Annotated in this window: 22 protein-coding genes and 2 tRNA genes; 14 read left to right on the plus strand and 10 right to left on the minus strand. The window is 63.5% G+C overall.

Going from position 1 to position 26,638, the window contains the following annotated elements; translation table 11 throughout:
* Nucleotides 1-56 precede the first annotated feature (56 nt).
* From ADIAG_RS13070 to ADIAG_RS21635, 4 genes are all read left to right on the plus strand, one after another.
* Nucleotides 57-554 carry an SRPBCC domain-containing protein gene (locus ADIAG_RS13070; RefSeq protein ID WP_007271858.1) on the plus strand — a complete coding sequence of 166 codons (498 nt, stop codon included), beginning with the start codon at nucleotides 57-59 and terminating at the stop codon, nucleotides 552-554.
* A 64-nt stretch (nucleotides 555-618) separates the two neighbouring features.
* On the plus strand, nucleotides 619-2,001 hold the full coding sequence (locus ADIAG_RS13075; RefSeq protein ID WP_007271859.1) for an FAD-binding oxidoreductase: 1,383 nt from the start codon (nucleotides 619-621) through the stop codon (nucleotides 1,999-2,001).
* A gap of 71 nt (nucleotides 2,002-2,072) precedes the next feature.
* A tRNA-Pro gene (locus tag ADIAG_RS13080) sits at nucleotides 2,073-2,149 on the plus strand.
* 29 nt (nucleotides 2,150-2,178) lie between these two features.
* Nucleotides 2,179-2,331: a hypothetical protein gene (locus ADIAG_RS21635; RefSeq protein WP_161623960.1), complete on the plus strand. Its 153-nt coding sequence runs from the start codon at nucleotides 2,179-2,181 to the stop codon at nucleotides 2,329-2,331.
* A 78-nt stretch (nucleotides 2,332-2,409) separates the two neighbouring features.
* Here the strand turns inward: ADIAG_RS21635 and ADIAG_RS13085 are convergent, their stop codons facing one another.
* Nucleotides 2,410-3,444, minus strand: a complete 1,035-nt coding sequence (locus ADIAG_RS13085; RefSeq protein ID WP_456092176.1) for an ABC transporter substrate-binding protein — start codon at nucleotides 3,442-3,444, stop codon at nucleotides 2,410-2,412.
* A gap of 104 nt (nucleotides 3,445-3,548) precedes the next feature.
* On the opposite strand from ADIAG_RS13085, the gene ADIAG_RS13090 reads away from it, so the two are divergent.
* Both ADIAG_RS13090 and ADIAG_RS13095 read left to right on the plus strand, forming a co-directional pair.
* Nucleotides 3,549-4,661, plus strand: a complete 1,113-nt coding sequence (locus tag ADIAG_RS13090; RefSeq protein WP_007271861.1) for an iron chelate uptake ABC transporter family permease subunit — start codon at nucleotides 3,549-3,551, stop codon at nucleotides 4,659-4,661.
* Entirely contained in the window at nucleotides 4,658-5,701 is a 1,044-nt protein-coding gene (locus ADIAG_RS13095) for a FecCD family ABC transporter permease (protein WP_007271862.1), read from the plus strand. Before ADIAG_RS13090 ends, ADIAG_RS13095 begins: the two co-directional genes overlap by 4 nt.
* 11 nt (nucleotides 5,702-5,712) lie before the next feature.
* Here ADIAG_RS13095 and ADIAG_RS13100 read toward each other — a convergent pair whose 3' ends face one another.
* The 3 genes from ADIAG_RS13100 to ADIAG_RS13110 all read right to left on the minus strand — a co-directional run bounded on the left by ADIAG_RS13100 (nucleotide 5,713) and on the right by ADIAG_RS13110 (nucleotide 10,339).
* Nucleotides 5,713-7,440: a glycoside hydrolase family 13 protein gene (locus tag ADIAG_RS13100; RefSeq protein ID WP_007271863.1), complete on the minus strand. Its 1,728-nt coding sequence runs from the start codon at nucleotides 7,438-7,440 to the stop codon at nucleotides 5,713-5,715.
* A gap of 51 nt (nucleotides 7,441-7,491) precedes the next feature.
* Nucleotides 7,492-8,523, minus strand: a complete 1,032-nt coding sequence (locus ADIAG_RS13105; protein ID WP_007271864.1) for a LacI family DNA-binding transcriptional regulator — start codon at nucleotides 8,521-8,523, stop codon at nucleotides 7,492-7,494.
* Nucleotides 8,524-8,584: 61 nt separating this feature from the next.
* A complete protein-coding gene (locus ADIAG_RS13110; RefSeq protein ID WP_007271865.1) occupies nucleotides 8,585-10,339 on the minus strand; it encodes a glycoside hydrolase family 13 protein in 1,755 nt (584 codons plus the stop codon).
* Between the two features lie 277 nt (nucleotides 10,340-10,616).
* Between ADIAG_RS13110 and ADIAG_RS13115 the strand changes: the two genes are divergently transcribed.
* From ADIAG_RS13115 to ADIAG_RS13135, 5 genes are all read left to right on the plus strand, one after another.
* The gene (locus ADIAG_RS13115; RefSeq protein WP_007271866.1) at nucleotides 10,617-11,933 is read left to right on the plus strand and encodes a sugar ABC transporter substrate-binding protein; all 1,317 of its coding nucleotides are present in this window, start codon (nucleotides 10,617-10,619) and stop codon (nucleotides 11,931-11,933) included.
* Between the two features lie 136 nt (nucleotides 11,934-12,069).
* Entirely contained in the window at nucleotides 12,070-13,683 is a 1,614-nt protein-coding gene (locus ADIAG_RS13120; RefSeq protein ID WP_152426167.1) for an ABC transporter permease subunit, read from the plus strand.
* Nucleotides 13,683-14,585 (plus strand): sugar ABC transporter permease, encoded by a 903-nt coding sequence (locus tag ADIAG_RS13125; protein WP_007271868.1) that lies wholly within the window; start codon nucleotides 13,683-13,685, stop codon nucleotides 14,583-14,585. Before ADIAG_RS13120 ends, ADIAG_RS13125 begins: the two co-directional genes overlap by 1 nt.
* Before the next feature lie 7 nt (nucleotides 14,586-14,592).
* Entirely contained in the window at nucleotides 14,593-16,536 is a 1,944-nt protein-coding gene (locus ADIAG_RS13130; RefSeq protein WP_007271869.1) for a glycoside hydrolase family 13 protein, read from the plus strand.
* A 50-nt stretch (nucleotides 16,537-16,586) separates the two neighbouring features.
* Nucleotides 16,587-17,162 carry a thymidine kinase gene (locus ADIAG_RS13135; protein ID WP_007271870.1) on the plus strand — a complete coding sequence of 192 codons (576 nt, stop codon included), beginning with the start codon at nucleotides 16,587-16,589 and terminating at the stop codon, nucleotides 17,160-17,162.
* Between the two features lie 29 nt (nucleotides 17,163-17,191).
* Here ADIAG_RS13135 and ADIAG_RS13140 read toward each other — a convergent pair whose 3' ends face one another.
* From ADIAG_RS13140 to ADIAG_RS13155, 4 genes are all read right to left on the minus strand, one after another.
* A complete protein-coding gene (locus tag ADIAG_RS13140) occupies nucleotides 17,192-18,523 on the minus strand; it encodes a DUF4032 domain-containing protein (protein WP_007271871.1) in 1,332 nt (443 codons plus the stop codon).
* A gap of 140 nt (nucleotides 18,524-18,663) precedes the next feature.
* A complete protein-coding gene (locus ADIAG_RS13145) occupies nucleotides 18,664-19,788 on the minus strand; it encodes an ABC transporter ATP-binding protein (RefSeq protein ID WP_007271872.1) in 1,125 nt (374 codons plus the stop codon).
* Between the two features lie 56 nt (nucleotides 19,789-19,844).
* Entirely contained in the window at nucleotides 19,845-20,627 is a 783-nt protein-coding gene (gene otsB, locus ADIAG_RS13150) for a trehalose-phosphatase (protein ID WP_007271873.1), read from the minus strand.
* A gap of 171 nt (nucleotides 20,628-20,798) precedes the next feature.
* Nucleotides 20,799-22,274 carry an alpha,alpha-trehalose-phosphate synthase (UDP-forming) gene (locus ADIAG_RS13155; protein ID WP_007271874.1) on the minus strand — a complete coding sequence of 492 codons (1,476 nt, stop codon included), beginning with the start codon at nucleotides 22,272-22,274 and terminating at the stop codon, nucleotides 20,799-20,801.
* A gap of 152 nt (nucleotides 22,275-22,426) precedes the next feature.
* Here ADIAG_RS13155 and ADIAG_RS13160 point away from each other — a divergent pair, with 152 nt between their 5' ends.
* From ADIAG_RS13160 to ADIAG_RS13170, 3 genes are all read left to right on the plus strand, one after another.
* Nucleotides 22,427-23,290 (plus strand): DsbA family protein, encoded by an 864-nt coding sequence (locus ADIAG_RS13160; protein ID WP_007271875.1) that lies wholly within the window; start codon nucleotides 22,427-22,429, stop codon nucleotides 23,288-23,290.
* Between the two features lie 167 nt (nucleotides 23,291-23,457).
* A tRNA-Thr gene (locus ADIAG_RS13165) sits at nucleotides 23,458-23,534 on the plus strand.
* A 282-nt stretch (nucleotides 23,535-23,816) separates the two neighbouring features.
* A complete protein-coding gene (locus ADIAG_RS13170; protein ID WP_007271876.1) occupies nucleotides 23,817-24,788 on the plus strand; it encodes a nucleoside hydrolase in 972 nt (323 codons plus the stop codon).
* Between the two features lie 75 nt (nucleotides 24,789-24,863).
* Here ADIAG_RS13170 and ADIAG_RS13175 read toward each other — a convergent pair whose 3' ends face one another.
* Both ADIAG_RS13175 and ADIAG_RS13180 read right to left on the minus strand, forming a co-directional pair.
* The gene (locus tag ADIAG_RS13175) at nucleotides 24,864-25,334 is read right to left on the minus strand and encodes a hypothetical protein (RefSeq protein WP_043475002.1); all 471 of its coding nucleotides are present in this window, start codon (nucleotides 25,332-25,334) and stop codon (nucleotides 24,864-24,866) included.
* 207 nt (nucleotides 25,335-25,541) lie between these two features.
* Nucleotides 25,542-26,585 carry a LacI family DNA-binding transcriptional regulator gene (locus tag ADIAG_RS13180; protein ID WP_007271878.1) on the minus strand — a complete coding sequence of 348 codons (1,044 nt, stop codon included), beginning with the start codon at nucleotides 26,583-26,585 and terminating at the stop codon, nucleotides 25,542-25,544.
* Nucleotides 26,586-26,638 lie beyond the last annotated feature (53 nt).

A 26,638-nucleotide genomic window follows, 5' to 3' on the forward strand; every position in this document is an offset into this window, starting at 1 on the left:
GGCCCAGGAGTTTGACTCGGAGCGTCGTTCATACCCTAAGCCGTTAGGGTTGGGGGATGGACGGACTTTTTTCACACGCGGCATCAGCCCACGATCCCAGCCCTCAAGAGGGTTACCGCCTGCCAGAACATCGGCATGTGGTGAACGTCCCGTTAGCTGCAGACCAAGCTTTCGAAGGCTTCTCTGAATACATTCACCTTTGGTGGCCGGTGAACAAATTCTCGCACTTCGGTCCCGGCAGCCATCTCACCTTTGATCGTGGGAGCCTGATCGAGGAATCGGAGGACGGAGATCTGCATCTTTGGGGCAAGGTTGTCCACCTCGATGCGCCGGAGACGATCATCTTGGACTTCACACTCGGCATGGAAACTGCACCGCCCACACATGTGAGCCTCGAATTCCACGAGCAGGGAAGCGGCACGGAAGTAGTGCTCACCCACGACGGCTGGGCAGCCGGCGAGCTCGGCCAAGAGCAATACGAGCTCTATTCTGACTGGCCGGAAATCCTCGAATACTATGCCCGCTTCATGGGAGCCGGCCACCGGTCCCTCTAATCCACACAGATCCGTCGCCGCGTCGTGCGGCACCGCTATATCCGCAATGCTTCGAAAGGGTGGCATGAACCTCCAAACCGCTGATGCGGCCTTGATCGACGACCTTGTCCAACATGTTGGTGAAGAGGCGGTGTCCATTGACCCCAAGGTGCTGCTCTCTAATAGCCACGACTTCGGGAAGATCGTTGACCACCAGCTGCCCTTGGCCGTGGTCTTTGCAGAACGCGTGGAGGACGTCCAGGCGACCTTGCGTCTGGCCTCGGCGGCAGGTGTGAGCGTTGTGCCTCGTGGGGCCGGCACAGGCGTCTCAGGGGGCGCGCATGCAGTGCCTCGTTGCATCGTGCTCTCGCTCGAGCGTATGAACCGGATCTTGGAGATCCGTGCGGAGGACGAAGTCGCAGTGGTCCAGCCCGGCGTCATCAATGCCGAGTTGAACCATGCCGTCGCCAAGCACGGACTGATGTACGCGCCCGACCCTGCCAGCTACAAGGTATCCACCATTGGTGGGAATGTGGCCACCAACGCCGGTGGACTACGTTGCGCCAAGTACGGAGTCACCACCGATTCCGTCCTCGGCCTGGACGTCGTCTTGGCGGATGGCACACTGATTTCGACCGGGCGCAACACCTTCAAAGGCGTTGCGGGCTACGACCTGACTTCGTTGCTGGTGGGTTCGGAGGGAACTCTTGGGGTAGTTGTCTCGGCTACCGTGCGGCTGCGCTACCTCAGCGCCAAGACGTGTTCCATCGCCGCGGTGTTCACCGATGTCGTCCAGGCAGCGGCAGGGGTGATGGCCATCGCCGGCGTGCGGGTGCAGCCGGCAATCCTGGAGCTGCTTGATATCGGGACCATGCGTGTGCTGGATGCGACCTACGGCTCGGATCTCAGTGCCCGCGGCGGCGCACTGCTGTTGGTACGCACCGACGGGCATGGCGCTGAGATCGAGGCGGGCATCGTCCGCTCGGCCTTGGAGAACCTCGGAGCGCAGCTGAGCGGCGCGGAGGACGAGGAGGCTGTGCGGTTGATCGAGATGCGTCGGGCCAGCCGCGGAGACGGACAAGATGACAAATACCGGGTCGGAGAGGATATTGCAGTGCCTCGCTCGGCCATGGTCGAGTACATGGGAACGCTGGATATGATCGCTGCTCGCAACCACGTCATGGTGCGCATTGTTGCCCATGCCGGGGACGGAAATCTGCACCCCACCTTCTGGGTCGATCCTGACGACGGCTCCGAAGGCGTGGCCCGGCTCGACGCTGCGCTGGACGAGTCCATCCGCGCCGCGCTGGACGTGGGTGGGACCATCACCGGCGAACACGGTGTGGGCACCGTGAAACGTGAGTGGCTGGCCTGGGAGCAGTCGGCCGAGGTGCTGGAATTGCAGCGCAAGATCAAGGCTGTCTTCGATCCGGAAGGCATCCTGAACCCCGGAAAAGCCATCCTGTGATGTAGAGAAGTGGACCCCGATTAGGTGCTGGGGTGAAAAGTCGGTAAACTTTTTATTCGTTGGTACAACACCGGGATATGGCGCAGCTTGGTAGCGCGCGTCGTTCGGGACGACGAGGTCGCAGGTTCAAATCCTGTTATCCCGACCAATGTAAACCCCGCAAGAAACTTCGGTTTCATGCGGGGTTCGTCCCTTTTAAGGCCCCTCTTCGATGTTGCGCTTGCCGGTTCGCGTCTGCAGGGACTCATGAATGCTGCGGTGCTTCGAGTCACCGGCCAGAGCATTGAGGTTGCCTACGCCGTGCGGCAGATGGCCGAGCCCATTGGCTGAGGCCCCAACCGGTTAAGCGCGTGTGGGGCCCTGCTTGCGCCGGGCCCCACACGAAGCAGGAATCAATAGACGGGCCGGTTACTTGACCAGGTAGCCTCGCAGTTCGTCCAGGACGATTGAGGCGCCCGTCGGGCCGAGGCCCAGGAACCAGACGTCGTCGTTCACGCGTTGCACGTTTCCGGCCTTGACTGCCTCGAGCCTGTCCCAGATCGGGCCCTCGAGCGCATCCTTTTCGCCGGTGGCTTCCGGGGTGCCGTAGGAGGTGTAGAAAATCCAGTCCGAGTCTGCCTCGGCCAGATTCTCCCCGGAGATTTCTTTGGCCAGGTCATCGATGTCCTGGTTGGCGGGCCGGGAGAATCCTGCATCATTGAGGATCACCCCGATCAGCGAGGCGTTGCCGTAGAGGCGGATCTTCTCCGGCATGAAACGCAACAGTGAGATCTTCGGATCGCCGGTCACATCGTTGCCCAATGCTGTGGCCTTGTCCTGATAGGCGTTCAGGACCTCGACGGCCTTGGTTTCCTCGCCCAACGCTGCTGCGGCCAGACGGAAGTTTTCCTTCCACGGGTAACCCGGGCGGATGGAGAAGACCGTCGGGGCGATCTGCGACAGCTGCGGGTAGAGCTTGTCGGCACGCAGCTGTGAGCCGATGATCAGATCCGGTTTCAGCGCGGCAACGGCCTCCAGGTTCAGTTCCTGGATGGTGCCCACGGTCTGTGCGTCCTTGACGTCGTCGGCCAGGTAGCTGGGGATTGAGTTGGCGCCCTCGGTGGAGGGGATCCCGACCGGAGTGATGCCCAGAGACAGCACTGCGTCGAGTTCGCCGGTGTCCAGCACCACGACGCGTTCGGGCTTCTTCTCGATCTCGGTCTCGCCGTTGGCGTGTTCCAAGGTGCGTGGGAAGACGCCCGGGGCGACATTGGCACCGAACTTGGCGGTGGCCTCGTCCGCGGTGGAGAAGCGTTCGCCGCCCACTGCCACGTCGGAGTTCCCTGGCGCCGAATCGGTCGTGCCGCCGGCTGCACATCCCGCGGTCAGGGCGATCATGAATAGTGCGGCTACCGCCTGGGCGGCGCCAAAGCGGGGCCTGCGGCTCGAAGAAAAGGATTTCACGACGTAAATGTATCGTATTGATGTTGCCCACGCCTAAGTGATGTTGCAGCCTAGGGAGAGAGGACGCGGTAGTGTTGAACGGTTCGAAGCAAAGGAGATGAATCGTGGCCAGTCCCACTCCTGTTGCGGCGAACCCGGAAAACAGCCAAGCCAGCGGCGCAATGAACGCGCATGCGGGCATGCCGCCGGCCACGGGCTCTACGGCGTCGGCGAAGAATCCGGGCAAACCGGTCCGCCGGCTAGCACTATTACTCTGTTTCGGATTGTTGCTCGGGCTGCTGGCGCTCTTCTCACTGGCCGTGGGATCCAAACATATTGAACTCTCGGTGGTGATCGACGCGCTACTGCAGCCCAACGATTCTGCCGACCACGCAATCATCCGCGATTCGCGCCTCCCGCGGGCCATCCTGGGTGTCCTGGCCGGAAGCGCGCTGGGCATCGCAGGGGCTCTGGTCCAATCCATGACCCGCAACGCACTGGCCGAACCCGGGATCCTGGGCGTGAACGCCGGTGCCTCGCTGGCGATCGTGATCGCCGTGGGCACCTTCGGGATCAACGGTTTCAACTCCTACGTTTGGTTCGCCTTCGGCGGCGCGGTGCTCGCCACCGGTGCCGTCTACCTGGTCGGGATGGCAGGGGCCCGGTCCAGCGACCCGGTGCGGCTGGTGCTGGCCGGTGTTGCCCTGGGCGCGGTGCTCTCGGGTATCGGCACGGCACTGGCCCTGGTGCATCCCTCGGCCTTTGACCAGTTGCGCGCCTGGACCATTGGTTCCTTGGAAGGCCGATCGGGAGAGGTCTTGGTCCCGTTGGCCGCCGCGGTGCTGGTGGGCTTCGTGCTGGCGGCCTTCACCGGCCGGTCGCTGAACGCCCTAGCCCTGGGAGACGACACCGCCCTGGCCTTGGGATACAAGGTGGGCAGGGCCCGCGTGCTGATCCTGCTGGCCGTCACGGTGCTGGCAGGAGCCGCAACCGCCGCGGTGGGGGCGATCAGCTTCCTGGGTTTGATGGCACCGCACCTGGCCCGACGCTTCTCCGGCCCCGACGCACGCTGGATGCTTGCCTACACCGCGGTGCTGGCCCCGGTGATCCTGCTGCTGGCCGATGTGCTGGGACGGGTCATCATTCCCGGCGAGCTCGAGGCCGGGGTGGTCTGTGCATTTATCGGCGCACCGGTGCTGATCGTGCTGGCGCGCCGTAAGAAGCCGGTGGCCGTATGAGCGCCGAGGCACCGGGCGCCGCGGTCACGGTGCCCGGGAGGGCCCGGCGACTGGGCCGCGAGACGGCGCTCTGCCTGGTCCTCTCAGCGCTGGCCGTGCTGTTCGCACTGCTGGTGGTCGGCAGCGGCGACTACCCGATGGGTCTGGGGAAGGTCATCAACGTGATCCTCGGCGGCGGGGAGGGACTTGAGGGCACCATCGTGTTCCAATGGCGTGCCCCGCGCGCGGTCGCGGCCCTGGCCTTCGGTGCCGCACTCGGCGTGGCGGGTGCGGTTTTCCAGTCGCTGACCCGCAACCCGCTGGGCTCACCGGACATCATCGGTTTTTCCACCGGGGCCTACACCGGTGCGCTGTTGGCCCTGACCTTGGTGGGAGGAAGCTTCCTGGCCACCTCGTTGGGTGCTCTGGCCGGAGGGCTGGCCACGGCCCTGACCGTGTACTTCCTGGCCTGGCGGCGCGGTTCGCACGGCTTCAGGCTGATTCTGGTGGGCATCGGGGTCTCGGCCATGCTTGCCGCGCTGAACCAATGGCTGGTGCTGCGCGCCGAGATCGAGGTGGCGATGGCAGCAGCGGTCTGGGGCGCAGGCACGCTCAACGGGGTCGGCTGGCCGGTGCTCATTCCCGCGTTGATCGCCATTGTGCCGGTCCTGGGCCTCACCCTGGCCGGAGGCAGGAACTTGGGCATGCTGGAGCTCGGTGATGACACGGCCACGGCGTTGGGCGTGCGGGTGGAACCGGCGCGGTTGGTCTTGATCGTGCTGGCGGTGCTGCTGACCTCCGCCGCTACGGCGGTCGCCGGACCCATCGCCTTCGTGGCGTTGGTGGCCCCGCAACTGGCCAAACGGCTGAACCGGGCGGCGGGCATGCGTCTGGCCCCCGCCGCCTGCATGGGCGCACTGCTGCTGGTAGCCAGCGATCTGGTGGCCCAACGCGTCTTTGCCCCCGTGCAGCTTCCGGTGGGCGTGGTGACGGTCAGTATCGGCGGCATCTACCTGATCTGGCTGCTCTCCCGCGAGGGACGGGCCGCCAAACGGGCCTAGAAACCAGGGGGTCAGTCGGTGGCGCGCAGCCACGCCGCCGCGTTGGCCCCCAGTAGGCCCTCGGCGGCCAGCGGCTCGCCGTCGGCATCCGAGAAGAGCAGTGGCTCGCCTGCCGGCAAGACGACCGGGGCGTCGGAGAGGTTCAGCACGCTGATGGTGTCCCCATTGCGGATCGCCAGCACCTCGGGCAGTTCAGGGTTCTCATAGAAAGCCAGCGAGCCCAAGCCCAGACCCAATTCGCTGCGCAGCGCCAGGGCCTTGCGGTACAGGTTCAACGTGGAGGCAGGGTCCGCCTTCTGTAGGTCGCGGGAGAGCTCGGCGAAGTCTTCGGGCTGGGGTAGCCAGCTCTCCCCGGTGGGGGAGAAGCCATAGGCCGGTGCATCATGCACCCAGGGGATCGGCACCCGGCAGCCGTCGCGGCCGATGCGTTCCCCGTTGCTGCGCAGGAACGTGGGGTCCTGGCGGAAGCCGTCCTCCAGCGTCGTGTGGTCACCCAGACCCAGCTCCTCGCCCTGATAGAGGTAAGCGCCACCGGGCAGCCCGAGCATGAACACCGTGGCGGCACGCGCACGTGCCAGGCCCCGCACCGTGTCAGGCTGTGGGTCGCGTGGCCCGATCCCGTCACCCAGGTCCAGGGCGACCCCGTCCAGGCCGAAGCGGGTGGCATGGCGGGAGACATCGTGGTTGGACAACACCCAGGTGGTCGGCGCACCGACGGTGTCGAAGGCGCTCAACGAGTCGCCGATGACCGAGGCCAGCGCGTCGCGGTCCCAGAGCGTGCGCAGGAAATCGAAGTTGAAGGACTGGTGCATCTGGCCCGGGGCCACCCAATCGGCCAGCCGGGTCAGCGGGCGCACATTGGCCTCGGAGCAGAGCACGGGCTCGCCGGGGTAGACATCGCAGATCTCCCGCCAGCGGGCGAACACCTGGTGCAGTTCGGGCTGGGCGAACATGGGGGCATCGGCGAAGGGGAAGCCTGGTCGCGGAGTGCCGTCCGGTGCCCCGCCCCAGTCGGGCAGGCCTTCCTTCTTGAACATCGCATGGGCGACGTCGATTCGGAATCCTCCGGCCCCGGCATCCAGCCAGAAGCGCAGGGTCTTTTCGAATTCTTCCTGCACCGCGGGGTTGCGCCAGTTGAAATCGGGCTGAGTGGTGTCAAAAAGGTGGAAGTAGTACTGCCCGGGTGTGCCGTCGGGGTTCTGCACGCGGGTCCAGCCCGAGCCACCGAACAGCGAGGACCAGTTATTTGGCGGGGTGTTTCCGCCCTCGCCTAGCCCATCGGCAAAGTGGAACATCTCCCGTTCGGCCGAGCCCGGCGCCGCGGCCAAGGCCGCAGTGAACAGCGCGTGTTCGTTGGAGCAGTGGTTGGGGACGATGTCGATGATGATGCGGATGCCGAATGACTTGGCGGTGTTGATGAGTATCTGGGCATCGTCCATGGTGCCAAAGAGCGCATCAACGCCCCGGTAATCGGATACGTCGTAGCCAGCGTCCTTTTGCGGGGAGGGGAAGAACGGGGAGAGCCAGATGGCATCAACACCCAGGGTGGCGATCTGGGGAAGCTCGGCGGTGATGCCGGCCAGGTCGCCCATGCCGGAGCCGGTGGAATCCTTGAAGGAGCGCGGGTAGATCTGGTAAATCACCGCGCGACGCCACCACGCCTCATCCGGTGAGGGTGCGTGCAGCAGCGGTTGCAGGGCGTAGGGCGAGGCGTTGGACGCGGGCGTGGGGAGCGACATGATTTCAAGCCTATCTACTGAGGTGCGCCGCGACTCATGCCGGCCCACCGGTTACGTGGTGGCGGGCGGTGCGGTGGAGGTGCGCAGCACGAACTCGGTGGGGAAGAAATCATCGGCCGGTGGGGTGCCGGAAGCAGCATCCGCCCCGCCCTCGCCGAGCAGATCCATGATGCGCGCGACAGCTGCCTCGCCCTGTGCCGCGGGGAATTGGGCCAGGGTGGTCAATCCGAAGAGCTCGCCAAGTTCGTGCCCGTCGATGCCGATCACCGAGAAATCCCCGGGCAACGACAAACCCAAATCGCGGGCCGCCATAATCGCACCAAAAGCCATCTCATCCGAGGCGCAAAGCAACGCGGTGGGCCGTCCCCGCGGGTTCGAGAGCAGGCTGCGAACCTTTTGGTAGGCCCCGGCCATGGTGAAGTCGGAATCCAGTAGCCATTGCGGATTCACTGCCAAATCCGCTTGGTCCAGGGCATATTCGAAGCCGTCAAGCCGAGCGGCGGGCAAATTGAAATCCACGTTGAACACATCTGCCCCACCCAGGAAGGCGAGCCGTGTATGCCCCAGTGAGATCAGGTGCTCGGTGGCCAACGATGCGATGTTGAAATCGTCAACGCGGATGGTGTCCACCTCGGGCAGCAGCCCGCCTAAGGCCACCAGTGGTTTTTTCACTGCGCGCAGCTGGTGAAGCTCCGGGGCGGTCAACTTGAGCGTGACGGTGATGACCGCGTCCAGGCGCTGGCGCATGAGCAGGTCCTGGAACACCGCATCACGGTGCCGCTGCTCGCCGCTGGTGTTATACAAGGTCAGGTCGTAACCGCGTTCGTTGAGTTCCTGGGTCGCGCCCTGTAGGACGTTGGCGTAATACCAGCGCGAGACCGTGGGCATCACGATGCCGATGTTCCGGCTGCGGCCCGAGGCCAGCGAGGAAGCATTGTAGGACAGGACGTAGCCCAGTTCCTTGGCTGCCTGCTGCACCGCCTGGCGTGAGGCCACGGAGACCTTGCCGTTCCCGGACAGGGCCCGGGACACCGTAGCAACGGAGACCCCGGCGCGCAGGGCGACGTCCTTGATGCTTGCCATGTTCTCCGGGCTCCTTGGTGGTCGTGTAGTGCGTATAGGTGCCGTCCCCCGGCGCCTGCTTCTAGCTGCTGGCCCGGCGCAGCCATACCGCAGCGTTCGGGTTCAGCAACACCGCCGATCCTTCGGGTCCGGCAGGGGAGAGCGCCTCGGACGAACTGGCCAACAGTACCTCCCCGGCGGGAAGCGCCACGGGTTCGACCCCCAGATTCAGCGCCACCATCACCCCGGTGTTCTCGAATCCGAGCAGCTGTCCGTTGGTAGTGTCCTCAAGCCAGTTTAGGTTGCCCAGCCCCAGTTGGCTCGAAGAGCGCAGTGCCAGGGCGTTCCGGTAGAAATTCAGCGTGGAGTCGGGGTCCGTTTCCTGGGCCTGACGGGTGAGCTTGGCCCATTCGGCGGGCTGCGGCAGCCAGCTGGCAGCGGAGTCGCTGAACCCGAGCGAAGAGCTTGAATCGTCCCAGGGCAACGGGACCCTGCAACCGTCGCGACCCAGGCGCTCGCCGTTGGTGCGTGCGTAAGAGGGATCCTGGCGGTGTTCGTTGGGAAGCATGGTGTTGTCCCCGAGTCCGAGTTCCTCGCCCTGGTAGAGGTAGGCGCCGCCCGGCAGGCCCAGCATGAACAGTGTTGCGGCACGGGCGCGCGCCAGTCCCAGGACGATGTCTGGTTGTTCGTCTTGGGGCCCCAGCCCGTCGCCGGGGCGCGGGGAGGGTGCTGTGGCACCGAGTCTGGTGGCGTGGCGGGGCACGTCGTGGTTGGACAGTACCCAGGTGCTCGGGGCGTTCACGGCGCCGAAGGCTTTCAGTGAGCGGGTAATGATGGCCTTGAGTGCCGCGTGGTCCCAGCCGGTGTGCAGGAACGGAAAGTTGAAGGACTGGTGCATTTCATCCGGACGCACCCAGTCGGCCATGGACTCGATCGGGTGCACGTTGGCCTCGGCGCACAAGACGCGTTCGCCCTCGTACTCCTCACAGATCGACCGCCAGCGGCGGTAGACCTCATGGACGGCCGGCTGGCCGAACATCGGGGCATCTGCGAAGGGGTAGCCGGGGGAGTCGGCACCGTCGGCCCGGCCGTCCCAGTCCGGTAGCCCCGAGGCCTTGATCAGTGCGTGGGCCACATCGACGCGGAAACCTCCGGCACCGCGGTCCAGCCAGAAGCGCAGGACGGATTCGAATTCGTCACCGACAGCTGGGTTGTCCCAATTGAAATCCGGCTGCGCGGAGTCAAAAAGGTGCAGGTAGTACTGGCCGGGTGTGCCGTCCGGCTCGGTGATGCGTGTCCAGGCTGGGCCGCCAAAGTGGGACTGCCAGTTGTTGGGAGGCAACTGGCAGTCGACCCCGCGCCCGTCGCGGAAGATGAAATGCTCCCGCGCGGAGGATCCCTTGGGGGAGGCCAGCGCCTCGACGAAGAGCGCATGTTCGTTGGAGCAGTGATTGGGGACCAGATCCACCAGGATCTTGACGCCCAGCCGGTTTGCCTCGGCTATCAGCGCATCGAAGTCCTCTAAGGTCCCGAAGATCGGATCGACCGCGCGGTAGTCCGAGACGTCGTAGCCGGCGTCTTTTTGCGGGGAGGCAAAGAATGGGGAAAGCCAGATGGCATCGACACCAAGCGCGGCGATGTGGTGCAACTCGGCGGTGATCCCGGGAAGATCCCCGATGCCGTTTCCCGTGGTGTCGCGGAAGGATCGCGGGTAGATCTGGTAGATGACCGAGCGGCGCCACCACTCGGAGCTTGTCGAGGGGCCATGGGTGGGTTCCTCGAAGCGAGCCTCGATGTTGTGCTGGGGAATCGCGGTGCGCTGTTCGGTCTGTGACATGCGCTCCATCATAACGATGAAAGATCAAAAACGGGAAGCGTTTCCACAAAGTGTTTTTGCGGCGAGGTGTCGGGTCTAGCGTGAAACGCTTTTATTTTCGCCGCCAGAACCCTTGATCTGCACCGAGGGTGGGGAAAATTGTGCGAAGGTGATGCATTTCCGAGGGAACTTGGGTTATTGTGATCTGGACGACAATAGTGGAAGCGTTTACACTCGATTCTACGACTCCAGCGCCGAAGGCTCCACCAGGCGCACAACACTCGAAAGAGGAACCATCATGACGGGTAAGAACACAGCCGGTGCACGCTTCACGCGCCGAAGCTTCACCCTGGGCGCCGTTGGGGCGCTCTCGGCTCTGGCACTGACCGCGTGCGGGGGAACGAGTGCGCCAGCCGCCGGCACGAGCGCCGCAGCATCCACCAGCGCCGCCGCCAGCGTCCCGGCCACCGGAACCAACCTGACCATGTGGGTTGATGCAGAGCGAGCCCCGGCCCTGAAGTCCATCGCCGCCAAGTTCAAAACCGAGAAGGGTATCGACGTCAAGCTCGTTGTGAAGGACTTCGCCGCGGTACGCGATGACTTCATCACCCAGGCTCCCACCGGAAAGGGCCCCGACATCCTGGTCGGCCCGCATGACTGGCTAGGCAAGCTGGTACAAAACGGTGTGGTCGCCCCGGTACAGCTCGGTGACAAGGCCGCATCATTCACCGAGAGCTCCATCAAGGCCATGACCTACGACGGCCAGACCTACGGTGTGCCGTACTCCATCGAAAACGTCGCACTGATCCGCAACACCGAGCTCGCACCCGAGGCCAAGACCACGCTGGACGAGGTCATCGCCGAGGGCAAGAAGGCTGTCTCCGCAGGCGACGCCAAGTTCCCGTTCCTAGTGGGCCTGGATCCCAAGCAAGCGGACCCGTACCACCTCTACCCGCTGCAGACTTCGCTGGGTTCGCAAGTCTTTGAGCAGAACGACGACGGAAGCTACGACTCCACCAAGCTGGCCCTCGACACCGCAGGTGGCAAGGAATTCGCGCAGCTGCTCAACGACCTGGGTGACAAGGGTGAAAAGGTACTGAACTCCAACATCACCGGTGACATCGCCAAGGAGAAGTTCCTGGCCGGGGAATCCCCGTACTTCCTCTCCGGCCCGTGGAATGTCCCGGACATCGCGGCCAAGGGCATCAAATTCGCTATTGATCCGCTGCCCACCACCGGCGACAAGCCCGCTCAGCCCTTCATCGGTGTTAACGGGTTCTTCGTTTCGGCTAAGTCCACCAACGCCCTGGCCGCCAACGAATTCGTCGTCAACTACCTCTCGCTGGAAGAAGCACAGGACGAACTGTTCAAGGTCGGCGGACGACCGCCGGCACTGACCGCCTCATTCGATAAGGCCGCCAGCGACCCGGTGGTCAAGGCCTACGGCGAAATCGGCGCCAACGGCGTGCCCATGCCGGCAGTTCCGGCCATGGACGCGGTCTGGGCCGACTGGGGAGGCACCGAGCTGAACCTGATCAAGGGCAAGGAAGCGGACCCGGCGGCAGCCTGGAGCAAGATGGCAAGCAACATCGAAAAGAAGATCGCCGACAACTAGTAGCTCTCCGGCCAACAAACTGGTCCCATGCGGGGCCCGGGGGCTGGCACCGAACCCGGTGCGCCCCCGCCCCTGTGTGGGCACCGATCAGCACCGCCGCGCGGCGGGACGAGCACGATGAAAGATGTTGCACCCCATGGTTGAAATCGAAGAAAAGCCCAGCGCGGCACCCGTGCGCCCGGGTCGGGAACGACCTGGGAAAAAGGGCCACGGCCCCGATTCCTTGGGCGGTATCCTGGCGAAGATCATCCTGCTGGGCATCACCGATGCCGTGGCGGCCTTCGTACTCTTTCAACTGGTCCTCTCCGGAGAATGGCTGATCTTCGTCATCTCCCTGGCCACCACACTGGTGATCAACTGGATCTACCTGCGCCGCGGGGGCCTGCCGGCGAAGTACCTGGCACCCGGGGTCATTTTCCTGATGATCTTCCAGGTGTTCGTGATGATCTTTTCCACCTACATCGCCTTCACCAACTACGGCGACGGGCACAACTCCACCAAATCCGATGCGATCGCCTCGATCCAGCTCTCGGCCTCCGAACGCGTCCCGGACTCACCCCAGTTCGCCACCTCCGTGCTGGAGAAGAACGGCAGCTACTTCCTGCTGGTCACCACGCCCGAGGGCGAGGCACGGCTCGGCGGTGCCGAAACCCCGTTGGAAACCGTCACCCCCTCGACCACTGGCCCCACGGGTGCCGCCACCGGGGTGGATGGCTACACTACCCTCGACTTCACCGCCCTGTTGGCCAACCAGCAGGCCATCACCACGCTCACCGTGCCCCTGAGCGACAACCCGGAAGACGGTTCGCTGAAGACCGCGGACGGCTCCACCTCCTACGTCTACACACCCAAGCTGAAATTCGATGCCGCGGCAGATACCTTCACCGACACCACCACCGGCGTCGTGTACTCCGATGGTGGCCGGGGTTCCTTCGTGGCCGAGGACGGCACGGCACTGAACACCGGCTGGAAGGTGAACGTGGGTCTGGACAACTTCGTCCGCGCCTTCACCGATCAGAACCTGCAGGGCCCACTGCTGAAGGTCATCGCCTGGACGTTCACGTTTGCCATCCTCTCGGTGGCCACCACCTTCGCCCTGGGCCTGTTCCTGGCCATCACCTTCAACCGGGCGGACTTGAAGGGACAGAAGATCTACCGGATCCTGATGATCCTGCCCTATGCCTTCCCCGCCTTCCTCTCCGGCCTAGTGTGGTCCGGGCTGCTGAACCCGGAATTCGGCTTCATCAACAACGCCTTGTTGGGCGGAGCCGCGATCCCCTGGCTCACCGATCCGGTGCTGGCTAAAATCTCGGTGCTCGTGGTGAACCTGTGGTTGGGCTACCCCTACATGTTCTTAGTCTGCACCGGCGCCCTGCAGTCCCTGCCCGAAGAGGTGGACGAGGCGGCACGGATGGACGGGGCCGGGGTGTTCAAGATCTTCACGGCCATCAAACTGCCGCTGCTGCTGGTCTCCCTGGCTCCGCTGCTGATCTCATCCTTTGCCTTTAACTTCAACAACTTCAACGTCATTTACATGCTCACCGGGGGAGGGCCGCGCTTTGACGGGACAACGTTCGACATCGGTTCCACGGACATCCTGATCACCATGGTCTACAAGATCGCTTTCGGTACCGGCGCCGGACGCGACTACGGCCTGGCCAGCGCTCTGGCCATCATCATCTTCCTCATCGTCGCAGCAGTCTCGGCGTTGAGCTTCAAGAAGACCAAGGCACTGGAGGACCTGAACTAATGAGCACCCGGACCCCAACCGCACCCGCTTTACAGACCAACAAGCAGGGCTTCACCCGATGGTTCAAGACCAAGGGCTGGCGTCACCTGATTGCCCTCGCGGCCACGGCCTTCTCCATCTTCCCGCTGCTCTACGTGCTCTCCGCGGCACTGAACCCCACCGGCACCATGGCCGGGGCCAGCACGCTGTTCACCGAGTTTGGCCTGGGCAACTTCGAAGAACTCTTCGCCAACCAGGAACGCCCCTTCGGTCGCTGGTTCGTCAACACCCTGGTCATCGGGACCATCACCTCCGTGGCCACGGTCTTCCTGGGCGCACTGGCCGCCTACGCGTTCTCCCGGATGCGTTTTTCCGGGCGCCGCGTGGGACTGCTGACCTTGTTGCTGCTACAAATGTTCCCGCAGCTGCTCACCGTGGTGGCCATATTTTTGCTGCTGAACTTCATCGGCGACATCATCCCGGCCCTGGGCCTAGGATCCCAGCTCGGGCTGATCATGGTGTACCTCGGTGGGGCGCTGGGCGTCAATACCTACCTGATGTACGGCTTCTTCAACACCGTTCCGGTCTCCTTGGACGAGTCGGCGCGCATTGACGGGGCCAGCCACGTGCAAGTGTTCTTCAAGATCATCATGCCGCTGGTCACCCCGATCCTCGCGGTGGTGGGGCTGCTGGTGTTCATCTCAATTTCCTCGGAATTTGTGATCGCCTCCGTGGTGCTTACCGACCCCGATTCGCAGACCTTGGCCGTAGGGTTGTATTCCTATGTGGCGCAGCAGCGCAGCGAAAACTGGGGAGTTTTCGCCGCCGGCGCCGTGCTTGCGGCGATTCCGGTCATGGCACTGTTCCTCTTCCTGCAGCGCTACATCACCTCCGGCCTGACCGCCGGCGGGGTCAAGGGATAATAGCAAGATGCCCGCCGCCGACATGCACACCATCGATACGAGCCTATGGCTGCAACCGCACCACGACGGATCCGCCGTCCACATCCACGAGGGCACAGAACCTGCGCTGGGCGGCGAATTACGGGTGCGGCTGCGCGTCCCGGTGGGAGCAGGAGCACCGGTGGCGGTGTGGCTGCGGTCCTTGCGCGACGGAGAACCGCACTTCGAGGCCGCGATCCACACTCCGGGGGACGCATCACACGCCTACTTCGAGGCACCACTGCTCCTGGTGAACCCGGTGCAGCGCTACCGCTGGTACGTGCAGTACCGGGAACACCACGGAAGCGAACACCACCGGTGGCTGAACGCCGCCGGATGGCACCGACGCGATGTCCCCGATGCCTTCGACTTCAGGATCCATACGGGAGCTGGGACTCCTGACTGGGTCAAGGAATCGATCATGTATCAGGTGTTCCCGGACAGGTTCGAAAATTCGGGAGCAGCCAAGCCAAAAGCCGGTTGGATGGTGTCCTGCGACTGGGACACCGCGGTGCAGGGCACCGGAGAAGACACCAGCCGACAGTTCTACGGCGGAGACCTGCCCGGGATCGAATCTCGGCTCGGGCACCTGGCGGCCCTGGGTGCCACGGTGCTGTACCTGACCCCGGTGTTCCCCGCGGCCTCCAACCACCGCTACGACGCCTCATCCTTCGACGAGGTGGACCCGCTCCTGGGCGGGGATGCCGCACTGATCTCGCTGGTTGCTTCCGCCCACGCCCGCGGTCTGCGTGTGGTGGGGGACCTGACAGCCAACCACACCGGGGCCGGACACCACTGGTTTGTTGACGCCTACCAAAACCCCGCCTCGCCCACCGGTCAGTACTACTACTTCAATCAGGACCACAGCGGCTACGAGGCCTGGCTGGGTGTTTCCTCGCTGCCCAAACTGAACTGGAATTCCGTGGCCCTGCGTGAGCGCTTCATTGTGGCTCAGGACTCGGTGGCCGTGCGTTGGCTCAAGGAGCCCTTCAACCTCGATGGCTGGCGCATCGACGTGGGCAACATGACCGGACGCCGCGGGAGCGATGATCTGAACCATGAGGTTGCCAGGATGCTGCGCCGACGCATCGAAGACGTGAAGCCGGGGGCCATGCTGCTGGCCGAGTCGACCTCCGACGCGGCACACGATGTTCCGGGGGACGGCTGGCAGGGCGTTCTCAGCTATAGCAACTTCACCAGGCCGCTCTGGCAATGGTTGGCCAGGGACCCGGACCCCGAAGCTTTTGCCTGGTTCTTCGGGCTGCCGCAGGCAGGTCCCGCGCGCATCGACGCGGAGGACTTTGTGGCCACACACCGCGAAATGTCGGCCGGATTTGATTGGGAGGTGCGACTGGCCAACGCCAACGCCTTGGATACCCACGACACCGCCCGGGCGGCGAGCCATATGATCGCGGGCGGACAAGAGCTCGCAGCGTGCGCGCAATTCAGCTTCCCGGGCATCCCCCTGGTCTTTGCCGGAGATGAATTCGGTTTACACGGATTCAACGGCGAGGATTCGCGCACCCCGATACCCTGGGACGAGCCGGAAAAATGGGGAGCGGACCTCCGCGGACTCTATTCCACGTTGGCTCGGCTGCGTACGGAGAACCGTGCGCTGGTGGATGGATCGTTGCGCTTCATCCAGGCCGAAGGCAACCTGCTGGTGTATCTCAGAGAGCATGCGACCGGCTCGGTGCTGTGTCTCGTGGCCCGGGGACCGGTGGCAGAAACCAACCTCGGTGTGCTGGGTCTGGCTGCCATGGAATCGGACACCGTGCTGATGAGCGTGGGCACCGAGCCAGAACTGGCGGTGAACGAGGAGGGTGAGCTGTTGGCCGGCTTCGAGGGCCCCGGCGCGGTGTTCATACGCGCCGCGGCATCTGCGCCGTGGATTTCGCCGGCTCCCGGTGGCCCGGAAGTCGCTGCGTTGTAGTCTGGGGGCATCACCGGCACCGTCGGAGGTGGCAACGGGAGGAACACACCATGAGACAGCAGCAGGGCAGGCTCCAGGTGATCGCCGGGCCCATGTTTTCCGGGAAATCCGAAGAACTGCTGCGCAGGGTCCGTCGCGCCAAGGTAGCAGGGCTGCACATGGAAGTGATCAGCCATGCCCTCGATGTGCGCAAGGGCGCCGGTATCGTCTCCACCCATGCGGGGCTGAGCATCGAGTCACGGACCGCCACCGATGTGGGGCACATCTGGGAAGTGGCAGGAAACCGGTCACTGGACCTGCTGGCGATCGACGAGGCGCAGTTCTTCGGCCCGGAGCTTGTCCCCACCGTTTCCCGCCTGCTGGCGGAGGGGACCACTGTCCTGCTGGCCGGGCTGTGCGTGAGATTCGACGGGGAACCCTTTGATCCTGTTCCCGGGCTCATGGCGCTCGCCGAGGACGTCTCCAAGCTCACCGCGGTGTGCTCCCGTTGCGGCGCCGGTGCGGTGTTTCACCAGCGTTCGGTCCCCAGCGTCGTCGACGATGCCGGGGCGGTGACGGCGGAACTTGTCGGTGGTGCCGAGTCCTACCAGGCCCTCTGCCGGCGGCATTTCCACCCGCAGCCCTAGCCTGGGTACGGTCCTGCCCTGCCCTGCCCTTAGTTGCCCGGGGACTGTTCCTCCGGGCCGAACACCAGTCGGGCTTCGTCCCGACGGTGGCGCAGCACCGCCTCCACATAGGAGGCCACGGCCTCCTCCATCGGGACGTTGGAACCGCGCGCCTCGGAAATATACCAGCGATGCTCAAGCACTTCGTGGACAATCTGCGCAGGTTCCAGCTTGCCGTGGAATTCACGCGGGATGGCCCCGGTGATCCGGTCGAAGACATCTCCCACCCAGCGGGCCGCGGCGATTTCTTCATCCGTGTCAGGGTGCTTCTTGGCACGGTAAGCGTCAAGGTCGTTGAGCAGCCTGCGGGCCTGACCCTCCTCGACATCCAGGCCGGTCAGCCGCAACAACCGCCGGGTATGGTGCCCGGCATCAACGACCTTCGGCTGGATGAGCAGCTGGCCGCCGTCGGGGGAAGTCTTGAGGCTGATCTCCTCGACATCGAAGCCCAGGTCGTTCAACCGCCGAATGCGTTCGTCCACCCGCCAGCGTTCGGCCAGGTCGAAGGATTCCTTCTCGTTGAGCTCCGCCCACAAACCACGGTAGGAGTGCAGGATGTCCTCGCTGGTGGCCACCGGGTCGACGGTGTCCTCGATCAGCCCGGCCTCCATCAGATCCATGAGCTCCCCGGCAATGTTCACTCGGGCGATTTCCAAATCGTATTCGCGCTGTCCGGAAGATAATTCCGGGTAGAGCTCGCCGGTTTCGGCATCCACCAGGTAAGCGGCGAAGGAGCCGGCATCTCGTCTGAAGAGCGTGTTGGACAGGGAGACGTCCCCCCAGTAGAAACCGATCAGGTGCAGACGCACCAGCAGCAAGGCCTGGGCGTCGATCAGTCGGGTGAGGGTTTCGCGGCGCAGTTTTTGGGAGAAGAGTGCGCGGTAGGGCAGGGAGTATTTCAGGTGTCGGGTGACCAGCACCGGATCCAGGTCGTTTCCGTCCAGATCCTTGCGCCCGGTGATCACCGCGACGGGTTCCACACAGGGGGCGGCCAGCCGGCGCAGCTTGCGCAGCATGTGGTATTCGTGGCGGGCCACATGTTCGCCGGTCTCCTTGATGGCGATGACTGCCCCGCCCATCATCGCGAAGCGCACCACGTGGCGGGAGATGCCGCGCGGCAGCGGAGCCAGGGTCTCGGCGGGCCAGTCCTCCAGTTGGATCTGCCAGGGCAGGTCCAACAGCCCGGGATCGGCGGTAGCCGCGGTGATGGACAGTGATCCGGCGACCGCAGAGAGCCCCTGTTCAGTGTTCTCCCGGGGTAGCTTGCCGGGCTGGGAGTGGTTGGTGGGCTCGTCATGCCAGTTTGCGGTGTGGCGACTCATGGCGTGGATGCCGTCCCTTGGTGCTGGTTGGAAGGGGGGGAAGAATTTAAGCGAAGGCGGCCGCACCCAGCGCTGGGCTGAATGCGGCCGCCTGTGGCCTAGTCGTCGGGCATGGTGGCCGACGCGGGGGACCGGAGCCGTTAGACCTCGCTGGCCACCGTGGCGTGGGCGCCGGTGTTGGCCGGTTCGGCCAGGCGCTCGCCGGAGGCGGTGTCGAAGAGGTGGACGTGGCCGACCTTGGGCAGCACATGGATGGTGTCGCCCTTGAACGGTGGCTTGCGGCCATCGACGCGCACGACCATCTGGTATTCGGTGCCGCCCACGGTGGTGTGTCCGTAGACGTAGGCGTCGGCGCCGAGTTCCTCGACGACGTCCACGTTCACTGCAAGGCCCTTGTCGGCCGAGACCAGATCCAGATCCTCGGGGCGTACACCCAGGGTCACCGAGTTTCCGGTGGCTGATTCCAGTGTTGCCGAGGCAACCGGGTAGATGGTTCCGCCGAAGGCGACTCCACCGTCGGCCACCGGAAGCTCCAGCAGGTTCATGGCGGGTGAGCCGATGAAGCCTGCAACAAAGACATTCTGCGGGTAGTCGTAGAGATCGCGCGGGGTGCCGACCTGCTGCAGCAATCCGTCCTTGAGTACCGCGACGCGGTCGCCCATGGTCAGGGCCTCGACCTGGTCGTGGGTCACGTAGACGGTGGTGACACCCAGACGGCGGGTCAGTGAGGCGATCTGCGTGCGGGTCTGCACGCGGAGCTTGGCATCGAGGTTCGACAGCGGCTCATCCATCAGGAAGACCTGCGGGCTACGTACGATGGCCCGGCCCATGGCAACACGCTGGCGTTGACCGCCGGAAAGTGCCTTGGGCTTGCGGTCCAGGTAGTCCTCGAGGTCCAGGAGCTTGGCTGCATCCTGCACGCGGCGGGCGCGTTCTTCCTTGTCGACGCCGGCGATCTTCAGGGCGAAGCCCATATTGTCGCCCACGGACATGTGCGGGTAGAGCGCGTAGTTCTGGAAGACCATCGCGATGTCGCGGTCCTTGGGCGGAACATTGGTGACATCGCGGTCACCAATGAAGATGCGTCCCGAGTTGATGTCTTCCAGACCGGCGAGCATGCGCAGGGTCGTGGATTTTCCGCAGCCGGAGGGTCCAACAAGAACCAGGAATTCGCCGTCGGCGATGTCCAAGGAGATTTTGTCGACGCTGGGCTTGGTTGCACCCGGGTAGGTGCGGGTGGCCTGGTCAAAAGTTACTGATGCCATGGGGCAACAATCCTTTCACGGGCAGGTACGTGCCCGACGATCCGTAGTGAATGGAATCACAAGCTTCTCATATTAAGGATGGATTGCATAAGGGCAGGCAATTCCCCGGGCCCATTAAGGCGGAATTGTGCCAGCGTTTTCCCCGAACCGATTTTAACGCCGATATCTCCGGGGCGCAGGACGGCAAAAGCATCCTCGTCGGTGATGTCGTCGCCGACAAAAACGACGGTGGTCGCATCCGCTACCTCACGCAGCCAATTCAGCCCTTCGCCCTTGGTGCCTTCCAGGACGCTGGCCTCAAGCACTGCCTTGCCGTCCAGTGTCTGCAGGTGCTCGATACCGTCCAGCTCTTGGCGTGCGGCATGCAGAGCCGCGGTGGCAATGGCGGGGGAGGCCTGGCGCACGTGCAGGACGATCGAAGCCGGTTTGTATTCCAAGGTGGTGCCCGGGTTCGCGGCACTGATAGTTTCCAGGATCCTGGTTGCCGTGGCCAGCGCGGTAGTTTGCGCGGTGGAAAGATCAATGTGCTCGTCCTGCGCGTCAAAGGCGGCAGGAGCCCAGCGTTCGGTGCCGTGGCTGCCGACCAGCAATGTTCGTTCCGGAGGTTCTGCCACCGCACGCAGGGAGGCCAGGTCTCGTCCGGAGATCAGCGCGGTGACGGTGTTCTCCAGCGAAGCCAGCTCGGCCAGGGCTTCGGAGGCGGCCGGGAGGGGGCGTGCGTCCTCGGGGCGATCGACCAAGGGCGCCAGCGTGCCGTCGAAATCCAGGGCCACAAGCAGGATCGGGGTGTCGACCAGGGACTCAATAGCATCGGCGAGATCGGGGGTGATGGGATCCATGGCTATGCAGGTAATCCTTTCAGGCAGTATGCGGTTCATGAACGGTTGCCAGGGGGCGGACTGTATCAAACGGCGGACCCGTGGCACGAGATACGGAAAAGCAAGACGCGGGTGCGGCAGGAAGCGGCGTGTGCCACTTACCGCCGCACCCGCGCCACGGAATCGTTCACCTTAGACCAGTGAGTCGATCGGGAGCGGTTGGGCCAGCGAGGCCAGGAAGGCCTTGGACCAGCTGGCTACGTCGTGCTCGCGCAGGTGTCTGCGCATGCGGCGCATCCGTCTAGCCGAGTCCGTCGGGTCCATGCGCAAAGCGCGCAGGATCCCCGACTTCATCCCGTCGATGTCGTGCGGGTTCACCAGCAACGACTGGGTGAGTTGGTCAGCTGCCCCGGTGAATTCGGAGAGCACCAGCATTCCCGTGTCATCGGTGTGGGCCGCGACAAACTCCTTGGCCACCAGGTTCATGCCGTCGCGTAGCGAGGTCACCAACATGATGTCCGCGGCCAGGTACAGGGCAATCATTTCCCGCATTGGGTAGGAGTGGTGCAGGTAGCGAATGGCGGTGTGTTCCATGGTGTCGTGCTCACCATTGAGGTTGCCGACCATGAGCTCGACCTGGTCCTTGAGCTGTTGGTAGCGCTCAACGTTTTCGCGGCTGGGGCTGGCAACCTGCACCAGGCAGGCGTCGCCGACATGGATCTCACCGTCGGCCAACAGTTCTCCGTAGGCCTTGAGCCGATGTCGGATCCCCTTGGTGTAGTCAAGCCGGTCCACGCCCAGCAGGACGGTCTTGGGATCACCCAGTTCGTGGCGGATCTGTTTGGCACGCGCCATGATCTCGGGATCGTGGGCCATCTCGGCAACCTGCCGGGTATCGATGGAAATCGGGTGGGCCTCGGCGCGGCAAATGTTGAGACTGGCGCTGTTGCCCTCGGATGAAACCGGCGGGATCGCCAACGAGCCCTTGACCGTGCGATCGGTGTAGCGGCGCATGCAGCGCAGGAAGTTGCTGGCATCGGCGGTGCGCTGGAATCCCACCACGTCGGCGCCGGCCAACCCTTCGAGGATCTGCTTGCGCCAGGGCAGCTGAGAAAAAATCCCCGGTGAGGGGAAAGGAATGTGGTTGAAGAACCCGATGCGCAGGTCAGGGCGGGCCTCACGCAAAAGTTTGGGAACCAGCTGCAGCTGATAATCCTGCACCCAGACCGTTGCGCCGTGCGCGGCGACCTTGGCGGTTGCTTCGGCGAAGCGCTTGTTGACCTTCTTGTAGTTGTCCCACCAGGTGCGGTGGAACTCAGGAGGCACAATCACATCGTGGTACAGCGGCCACAAGGTCGAATTGGAGAACCCTTCGTAGTAAAGTTCCAGGTCTTCCTCGTCCAGCGGGACCGGAATGAGACTGATTCGATCGTTCTCGAACGGCTCCAATTCCTCACCGGGGGATCCATGCCAGCCGACCCAGGCGCCATCAGATTCCTGCATCACCGGGGCAATGGCGGTGACCAAGCCTCCGGGTGAACGGCGCCACGACAGTTCGCCGTCATCGCCCTCCACGCGGTCCACGGGTAGCCTATTGGCCACCACAATGAAGTCGTAGCCCGGTTTTTCATTACCCGATGCGTGTTCGTTCAACAGCTCCGCTTCCATGACGACCCTCCATTTTTAGCTCAAGATCATGCTTGAGCTTAGGTCACGGGCGTGACGTAAGCGACAAGGTGGCGCTAAACTACGTGTCCGCTGTGCCCTAAACTGGTTTGGTCGGGGGAGTATCAATCCAATCTCAAAGGACGTTTTGACCTATGGCATCGAATAGCCAGCGGCCGAGCAAGGCCGAGCGGACCGCCAGCGCGCGTGAGCAAGCCCAGCAGATGCGTGTGGCGCAAGAGGCTGCTGACAAGCGCAAGTCGCTCTTGATCAAGTTGGGCGTCGTGGTGGCTGTGCTCGCCGTGGTGGCGTTGATCATCGGAATCGTCGTGCAGAACAACTCGGGCAAGGTCGCAGACTCCGGTGCGGTACCGAAGGGCGGCAACGAAGCCGGCGGTATTACGCTCACCTCCGATACGACCGTTGCCGATACCTCCGGGCTGACCGTTGACATCAACAAGGTGGGTACCGCGCCGGCCCAAGCTGCCGAGCCGTCACCGCGTGACTCCGAGGCCGCGGCCAAGGGTGAACCGATCAACCTGCTCATCTATGTGGACGTTAACTGCCCGCACTGTTCAACCTTCGAAGCCGAATACGCGGACCAGATCGGCGCCTGGCTTGCTGCAGGGGACGTCAAGGTCGAATACCGCAATGTGGCGTACCTGGATTCGGGATCACCGACCAACTTCTCCTCACGCGGTGCCAACGCACTGGCCTGCGTCGCTGACGCGGCACCGGCCTCGTACCTGCCCTTCTCCAAGGCCTTGTTCGCCCAGGCAGCCGAGGGTGAACTGAAGAACGCGGCACTGGCCAGTTTGGCCAAGGACAACGGTGCGGACGTTGAAAACTGCATCAATGACGGCACCTTCCGCTCATTTGTGAAGTTCACCGACGAAGCCTCCCGCGTGGATTCCATCGGCGGAACCCCGAGCGTCTTCGTTCAGAACGAGCTGTGGGACCCGAACGCTGAGCCCGACCTCGTCGGCGTTGTCAACGCTGCCATCAAGGCAAACAAGTAATAACACAAAACCTTCTGCGGGTTGGGTGGTTGACCGTCTCACGGTGAACCACCCAACCAAGGACGCAGTTCCTGGAAGGGCCAGATCTACGGGTTTCATGCTGCGGGCAATTGTCGGATAAGCTGTTTCCTGCACTTGGACCGAGAATCTCGGTTTCCATGTAGCGCGCCTCCTTAGCTCAGTTGGCCAGAGCATCGCTCTTGTAAAGCGAGGGTCGCCGGTTCGAATCCGGCAGGGGGCTCCACCGAATTCCCCGTGGTTCCGCGGTCATGCCGCCAAGAATCACGGGGAATTTCTTGTTTCATGGCACTTTGCCGCTTGGGTGAATGCCGGGTGTTTGTGGATTGCCGTGGGGGCTGGTTGCCCCTGACGTAGGGCATGGGGCGTCTACTCCGGGAAATGTATTTCCCGATCCGCATGGCGATGCCATGGGTGGCCAGCTTGTTTTACCGTCTTATTGGATTCGACCCACGGGTCGGCCGCGCGCTGGAAAAACCTCTCGCATCACGAAAAGAAGGAACATGTCATGAAGCATTCCATTCTGATGGACGTCGACACCGGGATCGATGACGCCTTGGCCATTATGTTTGCGCTCAGGCACCCCGATATTGTGGTGAAGGCGATCAGTTGTGTTTCGGGCAACGTCGATCTGGACACCGTCGTTGATAACACGCTCAAGATCCTGGATCTGATGGATGCACCTCAGATCCCGGTGGCTGGCGGAGCCGTGCGGCCGTTGATCGAGAACGCACGGAGCGCAGCGTTCATCCACGGCGAGGACGGGCTGGGCAACGTCAACCTGCCGGCCACCTCACGCACACCGCTTCCGGTGCATGCCGTTGAAATGATGCGGCACGTACTTTCGGAGTCTTCAGAGCCGCTCACCTTGGTGGCTTTGGCACCCTTGACCAACGTCGCGCTGCTCCTGCGTACGTATCCCGAATGCGCGCAGAAGATCGAGAGGATCCTGTTCATGGGTGGCTCTGCATCGGTCGGAAACGCGACAGCCGTTGCCGAATTCAATATCTGGCATGACCCGGAAGCCGCGCACATCGTGATTAACAGTGGAATTCCGCTGACCATGTATGGGCTGGACGTGTTCAACACCGTGGGGATGAACACCCAGCAGGTCAGCAGCCTTGTCACGGCCGAGGATCGAGTTTCACGCGTCCTGGGCGGACTGCTGGCCTTCCGCGCTGAAGGACCCGAATCCGAGCCAGAACTTGCGCTGAGCTTGATCGGGGACGCCGGTGCGGTGTGTTCCTTGGTGGCCGACAGCGGGCTCATGTACCGGGAAACCTGTCCGGTGCAGGTGCAGCTGGCGGCAGGGGCCAGCCGCGGCCAAACGATGGTGGACCGCCGCAATCACGTTGGCGAGGACACCATCCACGGCACCGCCGATGTGTGGCCCGATATCGACATCGTATTCAGCGCCGATGTTCCCCAGGTCTTGGACCTGTTCTTGTCCACCCTAGGTGTCCGCACCGAATCCGACTGACCCGCACTGCTTGGTGTTGTGTCCCCGCCGGATGGTCACTGACTGCGGGCAAACAACAGCCTCGGGGCCGCGAGGCTACTGGCTCCCGAGCTGTTCCATTTTTCCTGCTGGCAGGGCCCCGATGTGGAACCACAGGGCTGCAATGAAACCGAGCACGAAGGCGAGCATGGACGTTCCCACGGAGTTGCCGGAGACCGCTGACTGTTCCACCCCGAGGGTGCTGGCCATAGTGGCCAACGAGATGCCCAGCACCCCGTAGCCCAACGACAGAATCCCGATAGAGATAAGCTTTTCCTTCTGGTACCAATGTTCTGCCTTGAAGAAACCCAGGCCCGTGATGCTACCGATGGCAAGTGCCAGGGCGGCAGCAGCGCAGGTGATTGCGAGCATGAGCGGTGTCGACCCGTAGCCGACACCGTCCGGTCCCACGTGCATGGCAATGTGCTCGGGCAGCAGCGGGATCAGGAAAAGGACAAGGACAGCCACCAGAGCCAGGGCGCAGATGGGGACAAACACCAAGATACAAAATGCCCGGGGTTCAACCACGCCTTGTGAGGGATCCTGAGGGTGGGGGTGTTCCGACACCTTGACCTCGTTTCTTATGCATTGATGTGGGGAATCGTCACTGAGCTTCAAGGCTACCTAGCCAAGCCGCTTCATAGCGTCATGACCTCGCGTGACCTTTAGCAGGCACAGTCAGCATCGGTTTAGGGCATCTTGCGGAGCTGACACGACGTGGGGCGAAAGAATGCCTCAGATGTCGGAAGTTGAGCCACGCACCATGAGGGAGCTTTCCAAGGTCACTTGCTGCGTTTCAAGGTGTTCCCCAGCGATGAGCTTAAGCAATTGCTCGGCTGCGCGCCGCCCCAACAGTTCACCGGGCAGGTTGATGCTGGTCAGACCCGGGGAGCTGGTCATCGAATAAGGCAGGTTATCGAAACCTGTTACGGCGAGTTCACCGGGAATGGAAATTCCGGTGGCCCGTGCTTCCTGCAAGATGCCGTAGGCGTGGGTGTCGGTTGCACAAACCACCGCGGTGATCCCGTCGCGCTTCCACCGTGGCCAGACCTCGGCGAAGGCCGTGGCGGCCAGACCCACGTTGATGGCGGCGGCGGCCAGGGCACCGGCGGGGACTTCCATGCCGAGTTCGGCTGCTGCAGCCAGGAATGCGGTGCGCCGCACCTCGAAGGTGGTGGTGCCGGTGGTGCCATCGAGGTAGGCGACTTTTTTGTGGCCTGCCGCGGCCAGGTGTTCGGCCAACAGCCGTGAGCCCTGGGCCACGTCGAGGTTCACCGCCGGGACTTCGGGCCCAAAACCGGGGGCATCGAGCAACACCAGCGGACCGGGGGCCGAGAGCTCTTCGAGGAACGAGGGCTCCGGGGCATCAACCAGAAGCCCTGCCGGGCGCAACCCAAGCAATCGGCGGGTGTCATCTGCGCTGGGCAGCTGGCCGGCGTCGGTGACCGATAACAGCAATTGGAATTGCGACCCCAAGGCGGCGCGGACCCCGGCGATGACCGTGGCAAAGAAGGGGTTGGAGATGTCCGGGGCAATCATGATCACGGTGTTGCTGACGCCGCGGGCCAGTGAGCTGCCGATGCCATCGACCACGTAGCCAAGCTCTCGGATGGCGGCGCGGACCTTGGCTTCGTTCGCTGTGGAGACCCGGCCCTCGGCCTTGCCGTTGGCGACCAATGACACCGTGGCGGTGGAGACACCGGCCAAATCTGCCACCATGGCTGCGGTGACCCGACGACGGCTGACTGGGGTTGGCCGCGGCTCTTGGGTCGAATGCATGGTTTCAATCCTAGTCGAGGAGACACTTCCTGCCCCTCCTTGAGGGTCAAGCG

The sequence above is a fragment of the Paeniglutamicibacter gangotriensis Lz1y genome (genome assembly GCF_000348945.1).
GTDB lineage: Bacteria > Actinomycetota > Actinomycetes > Actinomycetales > Micrococcaceae > Paeniglutamicibacter > Paeniglutamicibacter gangotriensis.

Coding starts and splice junctions, on each gene's coding strand:
- ADIAG_RS13070 (WP_007271858.1), top strand. CDS start 57: ATGGACGGACTTTTTTCACACGCGGCATCAGCCCACGATCCCAGCCCT.
- ADIAG_RS13075 (WP_007271859.1), top strand. CDS start 619: ATGAACCTCCAAACCGCTGATGCGGCCTTGATCGACGACCTTGTCCAA.
- ADIAG_RS21635 (WP_161623960.1), top strand. CDS start 2,179: ATGCGGGGTTCGTCCCTTTTAAGGCCCCTCTTCGATGTTGCGCTTGCC.
- ADIAG_RS13095 (WP_007271862.1), top strand. CDS start 4,658: ATGAGCGCCGAGGCACCGGGCGCCGCGGTCACGGTGCCCGGGAGGGCC.
- ADIAG_RS13100 (WP_007271863.1), bottom strand. CDS start 7,440: ATGTCGCTCCCCACGCCCGCGTCCAACGCCTCGCCCTACGCCCTGCAA.
- ADIAG_RS13105 (WP_007271864.1), bottom strand. CDS start 8,523: ATGGCAAGCATCAAGGACGTCGCCCTGCGCGCCGGGGTCTCCGTTGCT.
- ADIAG_RS13110 (WP_007271865.1), bottom strand. CDS start 10,339: ATGTCACAGACCGAACAGCGCACCGCGATTCCCCAGCACAACATCGAG.
- ADIAG_RS13115 (WP_007271866.1), top strand. CDS start 10,617: ATGACGGGTAAGAACACAGCCGGTGCACGCTTCACGCGCCGAAGCTTC.
- ADIAG_RS13120 (WP_152426167.1), top strand. CDS start 12,070: ATGGTTGAAATCGAAGAAAAGCCCAGCGCGGCACCCGTGCGCCCGGGT.
- ADIAG_RS13125 (WP_007271868.1), top strand. CDS start 13,683: ATGAGCACCCGGACCCCAACCGCACCCGCTTTACAGACCAACAAGCAG.
- ADIAG_RS13130 (WP_007271869.1), top strand. CDS start 14,593: ATGCCCGCCGCCGACATGCACACCATCGATACGAGCCTATGGCTGCAA.
- ADIAG_RS13135 (WP_007271870.1), top strand. CDS start 16,587: ATGAGACAGCAGCAGGGCAGGCTCCAGGTGATCGCCGGGCCCATGTTT.
- ADIAG_RS13140 (WP_007271871.1), bottom strand. CDS start 18,523: ATGAGTCGCCACACCGCAAACTGGCATGACGAGCCCACCAACCACTCC.
- ADIAG_RS13145 (WP_007271872.1), bottom strand. CDS start 19,788: ATGGCATCAGTAACTTTTGACCAGGCCACCCGCACCTACCCGGGTGCA.
- otsB (WP_007271873.1), bottom strand. CDS start 20,627: ATGGATCCCATCACCCCCGATCTCGCCGATGCTATTGAGTCCCTGGTC.
- ADIAG_RS13155 (WP_007271874.1), bottom strand. CDS start 22,274: ATGGAAGCGGAGCTGTTGAACGAACACGCATCGGGTAATGAAAAACCG.
- ADIAG_RS13160 (WP_007271875.1), top strand. CDS start 22,427: ATGGCATCGAATAGCCAGCGGCCGAGCAAGGCCGAGCGGACCGCCAGC.
- ADIAG_RS13170 (WP_007271876.1), top strand. CDS start 23,817: ATGAAGCATTCCATTCTGATGGACGTCGACACCGGGATCGATGACGCC.
- ADIAG_RS13180 (WP_007271878.1), bottom strand. CDS start 26,585: ATGCATTCGACCCAAGAGCCGCGGCCAACCCCAGTCAGCCGTCGTCGG.